The organism is Xanthomonas campestris pv. asclepiadis, assembly GCF_020784175.1.
Lineage (GTDB): Bacteria > Pseudomonadota > Gammaproteobacteria > Xanthomonadales > Xanthomonadaceae > Xanthomonas > Xanthomonas campestris_D.
Genome location: NZ_JAJGQM010000010.1, coordinates 28,772 through 41,072 on the forward strand (window position 1 = coordinate 28,772; position 12,301 = coordinate 41,072).

At 64.2% G+C, this 12,301-nt stretch carries 11 protein-coding genes; 7 read left to right on the forward strand and 4 right to left on the reverse strand.

The genetic code is table 11. The features are described 5' to 3' along the window. Positions 1–24 precede the first annotated feature (24 nt). The 4 genes from LL972_RS07035 to LL972_RS07050 form a co-directional block, all read right to left on the reverse strand. Complete coding sequence (locus tag LL972_RS07035; protein WP_228326966.1) at positions 25–1,332, reverse strand: APC family permease; 1,308 nt, start codon at positions 1,330–1,332, stop codon at positions 25–27. After that, positions 1,329–2,105 carry a L,D-transpeptidase family protein gene (locus tag LL972_RS07040; RefSeq protein ID WP_228326967.1) on the reverse strand — a complete coding sequence of 259 codons (777 nt, stop codon included), beginning with the start codon at positions 2,103–2,105 and terminating at the stop codon, positions 1,329–1,331. Before LL972_RS07040 ends, LL972_RS07035 begins: the two co-directional genes overlap by 4 nt. Before the next feature lie 401 nt (positions 2,106–2,506). After that, on the reverse strand, positions 2,507–3,604 hold the full coding sequence (locus tag LL972_RS07045; RefSeq protein ID WP_228326968.1) for a dipeptide epimerase: 1,098 nt from the start codon (positions 3,602–3,604) through the stop codon (positions 2,507–2,509). Next, a complete protein-coding gene (locus LL972_RS07050) occupies positions 3,601–5,013 on the reverse strand; it encodes an SH3 domain-containing protein (protein ID WP_228326969.1) in 1,413 nt (470 codons plus the stop codon). The genes LL972_RS07045 and LL972_RS07050 overlap by 4 nt, the downstream gene beginning before the upstream one ends. Positions 5,014–5,329: 316 nt before the next feature. Between LL972_RS07050 and LL972_RS07055 the strand changes: the two genes are divergently transcribed. From LL972_RS07055 to LL972_RS07085, 7 genes are all read left to right on the forward strand, one after another. Beyond that, on the forward strand, positions 5,330–6,130 hold the full coding sequence (locus LL972_RS07055; protein ID WP_228326970.1) for an N-acetylmuramoyl-L-alanine amidase: 801 nt from the start codon (positions 5,330–5,332) through the stop codon (positions 6,128–6,130). 109 nt (positions 6,131–6,239) lie between these two features. Then, a complete protein-coding gene (locus LL972_RS07060; RefSeq protein ID WP_228326971.1) occupies positions 6,240–7,145 on the forward strand; it encodes a hypothetical protein in 906 nt (301 codons plus the stop codon). 401 nt (positions 7,146–7,546) lie between these two features. Next, positions 7,547–8,329 (forward strand): hypothetical protein, encoded by a 783-nt coding sequence (locus tag LL972_RS07065; protein ID WP_228326972.1) that lies wholly within the window; start codon positions 7,547–7,549, stop codon positions 8,327–8,329. 166 nt (positions 8,330–8,495) lie between these two features. Next, entirely contained in the window at positions 8,496–10,451 is a 1,956-nt protein-coding gene (locus tag LL972_RS07070) for a peptidoglycan-binding protein (protein WP_228326973.1), read from the forward strand. A gap of 336 nt (positions 10,452–10,787) precedes the next feature. Next, a complete protein-coding gene (locus tag LL972_RS07075; protein ID WP_429002125.1) occupies positions 10,788–11,438 on the forward strand; it encodes a M15 family metallopeptidase in 651 nt (216 codons plus the stop codon). A 79-nt stretch (positions 11,439–11,517) separates the two neighbouring features. Then, positions 11,518–11,715, forward strand: a complete 198-nt coding sequence (locus tag LL972_RS07080) for a CPXCG motif-containing cysteine-rich protein (protein ID WP_006449379.1) — start codon at positions 11,518–11,520, stop codon at positions 11,713–11,715. Positions 11,716–11,852: 137 nt separating this feature from the next. Then, the gene (locus LL972_RS07085) at positions 11,853–12,230 is read left to right on the forward strand and encodes a hypothetical protein (protein ID WP_228326975.1); all 378 of its coding nucleotides are present in this window, start codon (positions 11,853–11,855) and stop codon (positions 12,228–12,230) included. Positions 12,231–12,301 lie beyond the last annotated feature (71 nt).

Sequence of the window (12,301 nt, forward strand, 5' to 3'; positions counted from 1 at the left end):
TGTGCGAGCGTCCTGCGAAAACCGCTACGCAGACTTGCGCGGGAACAGGTAAATCAACCATCCCACCAGCAATGCCACACCGGCGGCCGCCAAGTTCTGCCAGCTGGCGCTGGCGAGCAGGCCCAGCGACAGCAGCAGCGCTGCAATGGGAATGGCCGGCCCGCCGGGCAGGCGCAAGGTATCGGTGCGTTGCCGGTAGCGACGCGCCAGCACGATCACTGCTGCGGCCGTGCCGATATAGGCAAACAGCCGGGTGACCATCGACAGCAATGCCAGCTGCGTAAACGAGCCCGACACCGCCAGTGCCAGCGACAGCACCCCCTGGGTCAGCACCGCCGCTGCCGGGGTGTGGAAGCGTGGATGCACACGTGCCAGGAATGCGGGGCCGTAGCCATCCTGTGCCAGCGCGAACAGAAAACGCGGCCCGAGCATGACCGTGTTGCTGGTGGTGCCGAGGATGGAAATGGTGGCGCCCACGGTGAGGATCAGTGCCAGCGCTTCGCCGCCGAAACGGCTTGCGGCATCGGCCAAGGGCATGGGCGAGTCGGCGAGATTGGGCAGCGTGCCTTGTGCGACGACCTGGACCGCCGCATAGATCAAGGTGACGGTGACGATCATGGTGATCAGCGCAAACGGCACGTCGCGACGCGGGTTGCGGTATTCGCCAGCGGCCGCAGGGATGTTTTCGAAGCCGGCATAGGCGAACAGCAGCAGCAAGGCCGCTTCGCCGAGATTGCCCAGATCGCGCAGGTCCGGTGTGGTGCCGGCAAAGGCCCACGACCAGTCCACGTAGAACACGCCGATTGCCACGAACAGCAGCAACGGCACCAGCTTGCCGATCACCAGCGCGATGCCGGTACGCGCAGCCGATTTCACGCCGATCACGTTGATGGCAGTGAGCACACCCAGGGAACCAACGACCACCAGCAAGCGCGCCCAGTGATCGGTCGCCACGGTTGGCCAGAACCGCGCCACCGCATCGGCCAGGCCGTTGCTCAATGCCGCTGCCGAACTGATGCGGGTGAGCCAGATCATCCAGCCGATCTGAAAGCCGACAAACGGGCCGAACGCCTCACGCGTGTATAGATAACTGCCGCCCGGGGTGTCGAAATAGCTCGCCGCCTGCGCGTAGCACAACACCAGCAACGCCACCGCCAGACCCGCCAGCATCACCGCCCACAGGCTCATTGGCCCCAGCAGTGCAGCGGTGGCTGCCGGCAGCAGGTAGATGCCGCTGCCGATGACATCGTTGATCGACAAGCCGACGATCTGCCAGCGGCTGACCACGCGAACCAGGCCAGTGGAATCGGGTGCGGGAGCCGGGGTGCTCATCGTCCAGCCCCCTTCAATTCGGGCAACTGCCACCGGGCCTGCAGACGTGCGTATTCGGCACGTGGCAACAGCACGAACAGTGGTTTGTCGTCGGGCTTCAACCAAGCCAGCAGGCGTTGCATATCGGCCGGTGCCATCGCGGTGCAGCCGGCGGTGAACTGGCCCGGCGTGCGCCACAGGTGCGCGAAGATGCAGCTGCCGCGTCCGGGAACCGCATCGGGATTGTGGGCGATCACAAAACCCTCGCTGTAACGTGCATCGCCGGGATGTTGCAGGTCCAGGCGCATCGGTTCGGTCGACCCGGCCACTGCTTCCTTACCGACCTGCGCGGCGTCGACAATGCGGTTGTACAGCGGCGAATTCGGCACATCCATGCAGTAGTGGGTGGCGCGCATCGCCTGGTACGGCATGGCGCTGTCGATGTCTTTGGCGTAACCGAAGGCCGGGCCGATCGCGAACACGCCGGCCGGGCTGCGGCCGTCGCCTTCGCGCTTCTGCGGGCCTTGCGTCTGTGCGGGATGCAGGCCATCGCCCCAGGCGCTGCCATGCCGCCCGAGCGCGACCGCGAAGCCCGGTGCGGCCGGTTGCCAGTGGCCGTCCACACGGGCGAATGTCTGCAGGCGTGCCTGGGTACTGTCCCAATCCGGCGTGGTCACCACGATCAATGCGCGCGCTTGATTCAGGGCATCGATTGGACTGGCAGCGACGGCAAGGCTGCTGCAGCTTGCCAGTGCCAACAGCGCAACGGATCGAAACAAGGTGGCAAGGCGCATGCAGGCTCCGGGAGAATGGGTCTGGCAGGGTGAGCTGCGTTGAGTCGATCGGCTGTTGGCGGCGACCGTGCGGTGCCTCGACACTGCATTGCTGACCAACACCTTATCGCTACTGTACCCAGCAACGCAGCTGTGTAGTGCATGCGTGCGCGATGTTCCTGTGCGTGCTTGGCGGGCCTTGGAGCGGCTGAGACCATTCGAGAGTGTGGGTATGCATGGTTTCAGTAGAGCAACCGACGAACTCTCTGGTGCGGTGCCCTCGCCGTTTGCGGGACCGTGTGGCGGCATGGATGCCGCCACCGAGCCTCAAGGGACGGATTCACGGCGTGTCCCGAGAGCGGCGAGGGCACTGCGCGCTCGACAGACCGACCGACGCGGCTTGGGAATATCCAAATGGCGCGTTAGCCCGGCAACAGCTCCAGCCCGTGGATGCGGCGGATGCCCAGGCCTGGCGAGTCGTCGATATGGATCTGGGCATCGTCGAAATGCACGCCGCCCTCGGTGGGATCGAACTGCCCGAGTGCGGGCGCATCCAGGTCCGCCAGGGTGATGCTGTCGGCCTTGGCCACCGCCAGATGCACTGCCGCGGCTACGCTGATGCTGGATTCGATCATGCAGCCGATCATGCACGGCACGCCGTACAAGGCCGCGATATCGGCAATGCGGATCGCGCTGGACAACCCGCCGGTCTTCATCAGTTTGATGTTGACGATATCGGCGGCGCGGCGCTGGATGAGATCGATCACCTGGACAGGTGAGAACACGCTTTCGTCGGCCATCACCGGTGTGTCGATCCGTGTGGTGACAAACGCCAGTCCGTCGATGTCCGCGGCCTTGACGGGCTGTTCCACCAGTTCCATCACGATGCCCGCGTGTTCCAGCGTGCGCATGGTGCGCACCGCCTGCTTGGGCGTCCAGCCCTGGTTGGCATCCAGGCGCAGCGATGCGCGACCAGCGACAGCGGCATATATCGCCCTGATCCGCTCGACGTCCGAGCCGCTGTCCTTGCCGACCTTGATCTTCAGCGACTGATAGCCGCGTGCGAGCGCCGATTGCGCCTGCGCCACCATCACGTCGATGCTATCGACGCTGATGGTGATGTCGGTGGTGATGCGCGGCGTGCCACCGCCAAGCGCCCGGTAGAGCGGGGTGCCGAAGGCCTGCGCCCACAGATCGTAGAGCGCGATCTCCACCGCCGCCTTGGCGCTGGTATTGCGCTCCAGCGCATGTTGCACCAGTGCGCATAGCCGGTTGAGATCGGCCACGTCCTGGCCGATCAACACCGGGCCGATGCAATGGCTGATGGCGGCGATAATGGAGCCGTGGGTATCGCCGGTGATTGGAGCGGTGGCCGGCGCAGCGCCATAGCCGATGTGGCCGCTATCGGTCTGCAGCAGTACCACCACGTCCTCGATCGCCTGCACGGTGCGTACTGCAGTCTTGAACGGGGTCTTCAATGGCACGCGCAGCATGCCGAGGCGAAAGCCGGTGATCTTCATGGGGAGCCAATCGGTGCGATGCGTTGGATGCGGGTGATGTGATCGACGAACGGCGTGCCGTCGCTGGCGAGCAAGGGCAGCAGCGGCGTCACCGACACGCCGTTCAAACGCGCGCGCTGCACGTTGCCGGCCGCGTCGCGGTAATAGGCTCCAGCAACATCATGGATCACCCATGGCAGACCGCGCTCGTGTCCGATTACCAGCATCACATGACCGGGGATGTAGATCAGATCGCCGACCTGCAGCTGTGCAAGTTGCTGCAGGCGCTGCGCCAGTGTTGCCTGCGTCTGAAACGGAACGCCGAGCAGTGCCGGACTGCGTGCCTGGTCGCCGGTATTGCGCGGCAATGCGATGCCCAGGCTGCGATACACATCCAGCACGAAACCACTGCAGTCGCGCGCATCGTAATCGTTGCCCCAGCCATAGCGTTCGCCGAGGAATTTGAACGCCTGCCGCAGTAACGCTGCGGGCGTGGCCGGCAGCGGACCGATGCGCACGTCGGCGCCTCGCGGAATCAGTGCCGGCACCAACTGCAAACGCCCGTCGCTGCCGCGCAGCGGCAACTGCACGACATAGGCAGCCTGCGGCAGCTGCCCGTTGACCGGCTGTTGCGGCGCCCAGTCGCCGAGCAGCGGCACGCTGGTACCCATGTCCAATGTCAGTGCGGAGATGGCCGGCACGTCCGGGGTGTAGGCGCTCTGCACGCGTGCGCCGGTGACCATCAGTCGCGGGCGGCGTTGTGCGTAGTCCAGCACCTCGCTCCGTGTGCCCAGGGCAATCCGGTCGGCGGCGATCCAGGCCGCGTAGTTGGCCGCCAGCACAAAGTGCCATGCGCCATCGGCGCTGGTATGCAGCACCGCCACCGGGGTGCCGGGATAGAGCGCCGATTCCTGGAAGCGGTCGATATCGTGGTCGTCGGTGGTGGTGAACACGCGCTGCGCGGTGGGGAATGTACGCAGTGCCGCACGCCGCACCACCAGGGCAAACCGTGGCGTGACCTGTGCGGGCAGCGCCTCCAGCGCCAGGGCGTGGCGCAGCGTCGCAAGGCGCGAGGTATCGATGCTGCGACCATCGCTGTCGTACAGCGCACGCGTGGGTGTGGCCGATAGTGATTCGATGCGCGCACGTATCTCGGCGGCCGGTAGTACCTCGGCCAGCTGCGACAGGTCGTGCATGGAGCCATCGTCACGCAGCAAGCGCGCATTGAAGCTGGCGATCTGCGCGGCCGTCATGCGCAGCGTTTGCGCGTTGCGACTGCGCTGGATCCAGTCATCGGCCGCCAACTGTGCATCGCTGGCCGCAAATGGTGCCGTTTGCGGCATTGGGGTGGCAGGGGTTGCCGCATCGGCACCGCAGGGCGGGCCGATGACCAGCAGCAACAACGTCAGCAGGCAGCGCGACAATGGCATGAAGAAGACTCTTGAGGGGTGCAGCGACTGACGAGAAATCTGTGCGAGGAACCACGACCGCAAGCGCCGTGTGGAGGTGCGACAGCTGCGCCGGCTTGTAGTGTACGCATGCGCACCTATCCCCGGTGCGTGTCGCATGGTGCAGAGGGCTAAGCCGGTTCGGAAGTACCTGCGCCCGTGCAGTCTGCCTGCCGTCGGCCGCAGTGGCGTGACGCACGCCATCGCCCGCCCGGCAGATAATGGGCGTGTCGCATGTATGGCCCATCGGGGGCGCAGGCACAGCGCACGCCCCTTGTCGTTTCGCCAGGAGAATTTGATGTCATCTGCTTCCACGCCATCGCCATTGCCCTGGCTACGCGCCGCGCTGTGTCTGGTGGTGCTGTCATTGGGTGCGTGTGCGCATGCGCCGCAGCGCAATCCACTGGCCCGGTGGGTGCCCTCGTCCAATTACGACGCGCGGCGGCCGATCCTGATCGTATTGCACTTCACCGACCAGCAATCGGTGCCGCAGAGCCTGGGCACGCTGCGCGGGCGCAATAGCGGCGGTCGGGTCAGTGCGCACTATCTGATTGGCGAAGATGGCACACGCTATCAACTGGTCAGCGACGACCAGCGCGCCTGGCACGGCGGTGCCGGGCGCTGGGGCACCATCACCGACATCAACTCCGCCTCGATCGGCATCGAGCTGGACAACGACGGCAGCGAGCCGTTCGCGCCCGCCCAGATCGACAGCCTGCTGGTGTTGCTGGACGACCTGTGTACCCGCCTGCGCATCCCGCGCACCCAGATCGTCGGCCACGAAGACGTGGCCCCGACCCGCAAGAACGACCCCGGCCCATTGTTTCCGTGGAAGCGCCTGGCCGACGCCGGCTTCGGCCGCTGGCCTGCCGCCGACGCCCCCGCCGCGCCGGCAGGCTTCGATCCCTGGCAGGCGCTGGCCCTGCTCGGCTACAGCCTCGACGATCCCGCTGCGACGCTGCAGGCATTTCATCATCACTACCGCGGCAGCGACGCCCGCACGCTGGATGCCGAGGATGTGCGCATCCTGCATGCGTTGACCCGACCAGCGCGGCAATTGCAGCTTCCGTCGGTGCCCATCGAACCGGATGCGCCGTAGCAATCCAGTCTGATCGTTTTCCGTCGCCCTTACGAACGCTGTGTGGACTGGATCCCGACCACATTCTTGGTAGCATCCGCTCGCCCAAACTCTTGAAGGACGTCGTGTGATGAGGCTAGGAAAGACTGCCCTGTGGGCCGCTACGATCCTGATAGTCGGCGGCTGCACCAAGACACCCGACGCAACGCCCGGAGACGTGCAGACACCGCCCTCGCAGAGCGCTCCTGCTGCTGCACTAGCGGCGGCGAGTCCTGCAATGGTCGATGCCGAGGTGCCAGCGCCCGGGCATGTGCTTGCCGATATCTATGGGATGAAGGGCGATGGATCGGAGTCGTACACCATCGACAACGGCGCCTTGGCCAGCTTCTGGTACGGCTACCGCTTCGACCTTGGCGGCAAGCAGTACTACACAGGCTTCGCCAACGCGGGCCCCGGCAAGTACGGCAAATCCGAGGAAGAGGACTCTCCGGACCCTACCGTCGGCGTCAGCGTCAGCCAAGCGACCTATGTGCTGGACGATGCCGGTGGCAAACCGGCATGGGTGCTGTTCTATGCGCAGCAATGGGCCGGCGATTTCGGCGGCAACGAGAAGGCCGACACGCTGGACCAGACGCGCAAGCCGCAGCGCACCGAGACCAAGGATGGCCACCTGCTGCTGGCGCTGCCGACCACGCGCTTCGCCAACGGCATCAGTAGCTTGGGTTTTGCGCTGTTTTCCTTCGATCCGAACAAGAATGACATGGGCGACTACAAGGGCTGGGTTTACCTGGGCACCGTGGCCACCGGCGAAGACAACAGCGCGGCCTGCGACGATGAGGGCAACATGAAGTGCGCGTCCAGCACCGGCACGCTGAGCTTCGAACCCGGCAGTGGATCGATGCCGGCCCTGAGTGTGGCCATGAGTGGCACCGCCATTGCAGGCCCCGGCAAGGTCCGCAGCCTCGGCGCCGCCGACGTGGTCACCTATACCTACGACGCCGCCAAGCACCAGTACACGCCGCCGCTGGATCGCTGAGCCTGCCCGCGTGCCGGTCTGTTGTGGTCCGGCACGGAACGCGGACTTGCCGGCAGAGCCGGCTGGTTTCGGGCGCAGGAACTGGATAAGATTCGTCCACGGGGCCTGATGATCAGGCGAGTCATTCGCGAGCGGCAATGGATGCTGCACTCGCCCGAAATGCCGGAGTGGATCGCCGGCTTGCGGCTTGCCATGCGCGAATCGCCATCACCGCCCCTGCCTTGGGGCCGGATCGCAACTCACCGTTTTCTGTCCGAAGCCGCGTCTGCGACAGCTGCGTCTCTGCGGGTCGGGCTATGTCCGCTATGCGTAGCAGGGCGGCTTGCCGGATAACGCGGCATGGCGTGTCGGGATTGCGGTTGTGTTTCCGGCTTCTTCAATACATACAGGATGTTCTGCACATGTCCAACGACACTAAAGTTGCCGTCACTGTGGCACCGCCCTACCCGGGCAGCGTGCTGTACCTGATTTACGGCATGGATGGGGACGGCGCGCTCTCGTACGAGATCGATAACGGTGCTGTTGCCAGTTTCTGGCACGGCCAGCACTTCGATCTGGACGGCAAGCACTACTACACCGGTTTCGCCTACGCCACGCCCAACAAGTACGGCAATGACGAAGCCGAGACCTTTCCGGATCCGGGCGAAGGCGTGTCGATCAGGCAGGCCACGTTTCTGCTGACCGCGCCGGACAGCGAGCGGCCGTGGATGCTGTTCCACGCGCAACAGTACGTAGGCCGCTTCGGCGGCGACGAGCGCGCCGACGCGGTCGACGAAACGCGCAAGGCGCAGCGGCATATCCTGGACAACGGTCACTTGCTGTTGGCAGTGCCGACCTCCAGTTTCGGCAATGGCGTCACCAGCTTCGGCTTTGCGCTATTTACCTTCGATCCGGACAAGAACGACCTGGGCGACTACCAGGGCTGGGTCTACCGGGGAACGCTTGCAGCCGGCGAAGACAACGAGCTCAGTAGCGACGAAGAGGGTAGCGTTCCGCACGTCTCCAGCCGCGGCACGCTGAGCTTCCAGCCGGTGCCCGGCGAGCGGATGCCGGCCATGCACGTGACGTTGCAGGGCACGGTTATTTCCGGCCCTGGCCAGGTGCGCATGCTCGATGCATCCGATGCGGTGATTTACGTATACGACCAGGCGAGCGGGCAGTACCTGCCGAAAGAAGTGAAGTGAATCGGTCGGTGCGCCGCTCCACGGAGCGACGCCTCGGCAGCAGCAAGAACCCGCGACTTGCAACACCGAACAGTCTTGTTGACCGCACACCAATTAGCTCATGGACGAGCTCGGTTGACCTTGTCGGCGCCCAGCGCCGTATATCAACCTCAAGGAGTAACACGAGATGGCACGCGACTACACGAAGGCCGAGAACCTCGACATCATCGAGCGTGAGGCCAGGGAACGCCATATTCCAGTCGACGATTTCATGCGTTTCGCCTATGTCGAAACCGGCGGCAGGTTCGACGAGCAGGCCAGCCGTGGCCCGAACAGCGCCAAGGGCTTGTTCCAGTTCACTCCTGGTACCGCCGCAGCCTACGGCATCAGCGGCCGTGAACTGGATGCGGTGGCCAATACCGATGCCGCGGCGCGGTTATATCAGGACAATGCGAGGTCACTGACCCGCCAGCACGATAAAGACAATCGTCCGTACCTGTCCGGCAAACCGCAGCCCGATGGGCTGGATATGTACATGGCGCACCAGCAGGGCGCTGCCGGCTATCGGTCGATCCAGAAGGCGGTTGCCGACGGCAGCTTCGCGCGCGGAGACACGCGCGCGAACATCATCAACAATGTGCCGCGCGAAAAGGATGCGGCCGGTGCCAAACAGTTTGAGGCTTACACCGGCAGCTCGCTGGCCGAGTTCAAGAAGATGTCCGATCAGGACATGGCCAAGACCTTTCTGAAGTACTGGGACACCAAGTTCGACCATATCGCCATCCCGGAAAAGGGCATCAAGCCGGTTGCCGAGGGCCAGTCCCAACAGCCGGTGGCGCCGGCCCGCGTGCAGTCGCATCCGGCTGCAGCGGCCGGGCAGGATGGTCAAGACGCAATCAAGCTCACCGCCGCGTATGAGATGGGCGTCAAGTACGACGATGTGAAGTACGCGATCAATATCAAGGGCCACAGGCTCTACCATCCCGGCGTGGACGGCAAGCACCTGGAACAGGGCTACATCGACTGCTCCGGCTGGGTCTCTGAGTTGCAGAACGCCACCATGCGGGAAATCAATCAAAAGGCCGGCCGCGACGTCTTCGGCCGCCAGGACATGCTGGTGCAAGGAATGACTGGCTCCGGTGGCATCGTCAAGAAAGCATTCGACAATTCCGGCGTGCTGCTACAAGGCCAGGACGTGTTCAAGCCCGGTGCGCTGAAGGAAGGCATGGTCATTGGCGTGGATGCCAGCCGGAATTCGGGGCACGACCACTGGAAGGGCATCGATCACATCCTGATGGTGGTGCGCGACCCCAAGAGCGGCGAGCTGCAGGTCAGCCAGTCCAGCGGCACAAAGGGTGTCAATACGATGCCTTTGGACAAGTATCTGGCCGACAACCAGAACGCCAGGTTGTTTGCGTCCGATCCATTCGCCAAGGCGCGCGACCTGCTGCAGGACAGGCAACAGACACAGTCGCAGAATCAGGACCATCCAACGCGTACATCGTTGCGACCGGGTGAGCAAGGTGCGGATGTAAAGGCAATGCAGCAGGCCCTGATCGAACTCGGGATAAAGGACAACAGCGGCAAGTTGCTGTCCGGTACCGGCTATTACGGCGACAAGACCAAGGAAGTGGTGGCAAACCTGCAGCGTGAGAAGGGCATGGATCCGACGGGCATTGCCGATAAGGCCACGCTCGAAGCACTCGGCAAGCAACAGGGCCAGGCCAAGAATAGTGGCGAGGCCAAGCTCCCCGCTTCCGCCGCTGTCGAAGCGCAACGTCCAGTAGATCCGTTGCTCAAGCAGGCAGTGGAACATCTTCAGAAGCATGGGCCGAACGGCGGCTTCAATAGTCGCGACGAAATGCAGCGTGCCGCTGGCCAAATCGCATTCGAAGCCAAGGTCAGTGGGATGTCACGTATCGACGAGTTGGTGCCAAGCACCAATGGCAAGGGGTTGATTGCGGTGGAGCGCAATCCCAACAACCCGCTCGATGTGAATCGTGCCTACGTGGACAAGCAGCAGGCCGCATCGGTGCCGCTGGAGCAGAGTCAGCAACAGCTCACAGCCGAGACGCAGCGGCAGAATCAGGAGGATCAGCAGCGCACGCAGGCCGCGCAGACGCAGTCGGGTCCTGCACGCTAGGCACCTCTCATCAGGTTGCGAATCTGCGCGACAGCAATCGCTAGTCCGGCATTCGACCGGACTGGCGATCGCGCAGGAGGGGGGATAGTGCGTCGATGTGTAGATGGCGAGCGCCGCGATCCGGTCTGTCCGTCCCGAGCCGTTGTTCGTCAAGCGAGCCACGTGCTTTGCCTGTTCTAGCGCTTCTGTGCAGGCAGCCTGCTTGTGGTGGCTTATGCTTGGTGCATGACGCAAGCACGATCCCCGGTAAATCTCGTATCGCACCACGTCGCATGCACACTGCAGCGCATCGGGTGGCAGGTGTCTGCGCTGGTTCTTCTGTGCGCAGGCCTTAACGTGCAAGCGGCTCCCATCCTCTCGCCGGCAACAACCGCCGCACAAGCCGGTCTGGTCAATGTGCAGGGCCTTGCGCCGGAGATTGCGGTGGACATGCGTTATGCGGGCAGCAACAACTTCACCGGGCGCGTGGTGCCGGGGTATGAGGCGCCCACGTGCTATCTGTTGCGTCCGGCGGCGGAGGCGCTGGCGCGGGTGGCGCGGTCGCTCAAGGCCCAGGGATATCGACTGCAGGTGTTCGATTGCTACCGGCCGGTGCGGGCGGTGCAGGCATTCGTGGCCTGGGCTGCGGATCTGCAGGACCAGTCGACCAAGGCGCAGTACTACCCGCGCGTGGACAAACGCGCGCTGCTGGGCGACTACATCGCCGAGACTTCGGGGCATAGCCGCGGCGCAACGCTGGATCTGGGGCTGCTGGACTGCCGGCACGGCCCATGCCAGCCGGTGGAGATGGGCACCGACTTCGATTTCTTCGATGCGCGTGCGCATACCGATGCGCGCGACATCAGCCCGACACAGCGTGCACACCGCCAGCAGTTGTTGCGTGCAATGGCGGCTGAAGGATTTGCCAACTATCCGATGGAATGGTGGCACTTCACGTTTCGCCCCGAGCCGATGCCGGAGACCGCGTTCGATGTGCCGGTCAACTGAGCAGCCGCGCCGCAGGCGGTGACGCGGCTACCGCACTGTCCATGTTGTTCATCACCCCAAGCCGCTGCAAGGAATTGCCATGTCCGACCCGGAACGCTTTGTCGATATCGCCTGCCCGTATTGCGGGGAGTGGATCACCCTGACGCTGGACCTGACCGGCGGCGACCAGCATTACATCGAAGATTGCCAGGTGTGCTGCAAGCCGATCTCGGTCAGCGTGCAATGGGACGAAGAAGGCGAGGCGCAGGTGAGTGCGCGTGGGCAGGACGATGCATGAGCGCGGCGTATCGCAGGATCGGGCAATACGACCCTCCGGCCAAGCCTCGTTCGCGTCACCGCTCGCGCCTGCGGCTCCGGCCGGGATCCATCGCCCGCAACCGCTAGACTGATGCGCCTGCTGCCTGGATCGTCACGATGAATCTGCCCTTGCACTTCGGCCTGCTCGGTTCGCTGGAGGCTGGCCTGATCGCGTTGGTGCTGGGCGTGCTGGTCTTCGCTGCGGTCGAGCACATTGGCCGGCGTCTTCACTTCACCCACGGGCACACGCTGGGCATCGCCTGTCTGCTCGCGGTCGCCATTGGCGGCGGCTACGACATCTGGAATCTCGTCTATACCAGTATCGTGCGGCTGGAGTCGCCGCTCTACGCGCGCCTGGCACTGGCCAGGATCCACGATCCCAACGAACTGGGGTCGCGCGTGGTGCTGGAAGTGGCCGGGGCGATCGCCGGTGTGGTGGTGGGTTGGAAACTGTTCAGTTCCGGGAGCTGGGATGACGAGACGCCGAATGCCTGAATCCACAAGCTGAAATGCGGCATGGTTCGCATATTTCCACGCATTGAATGAGGTGCTTCTGTTTGGCTCAC

Bases quoted from the DNA above. Each gene is read 5' to 3' on its own strand.
- LL972_RS07080 (WP_006449379.1), top strand. From the start codon at position 11,518: ATGTCCGACCCGGAACGCTTTGTCGATATCGCCTGCCCGTATTGCGGG.
- LL972_RS07045 (WP_228326968.1), bottom strand. From the start codon at position 3,604: ATGAAGATCACCGGCTTTCGCCTCGGCATGCTGCGCGTGCCATTGAAG.
- LL972_RS07055 (WP_228326970.1), top strand. From the start codon at position 5,330: ATGTCATCTGCTTCCACGCCATCGCCATTGCCCTGGCTACGCGCCGCG.
- LL972_RS07035 (WP_228326966.1), bottom strand. From the start codon at position 1,332: ATGAGCACCCCGGCTCCCGCACCCGATTCCACTGGCCTGGTTCGCGTG.
- LL972_RS07070 (WP_228326973.1), top strand. From the start codon at position 8,496: ATGGCACGCGACTACACGAAGGCCGAGAACCTCGACATCATCGAGCGT.
- LL972_RS07040 (WP_228326967.1), bottom strand. From the start codon at position 2,105: ATGCGCCTTGCCACCTTGTTTCGATCCGTTGCGCTGTTGGCACTGGCA.
- LL972_RS07085 (WP_228326975.1), top strand. From the start codon at position 11,853: ATGAATCTGCCCTTGCACTTCGGCCTGCTCGGTTCGCTGGAGGCTGGC.
- LL972_RS07060 (WP_228326971.1), top strand. From the start codon at position 6,240: ATGAGGCTAGGAAAGACTGCCCTGTGGGCCGCTACGATCCTGATAGTC.
- LL972_RS07065 (WP_228326972.1), top strand. From the start codon at position 7,547: ATGTCCAACGACACTAAAGTTGCCGTCACTGTGGCACCGCCCTACCCG.
- LL972_RS07050 (WP_228326969.1), bottom strand. From the start codon at position 5,013: ATGCCATTGTCGCGCTGCCTGCTGACGTTGTTGCTGCTGGTCATCGGC.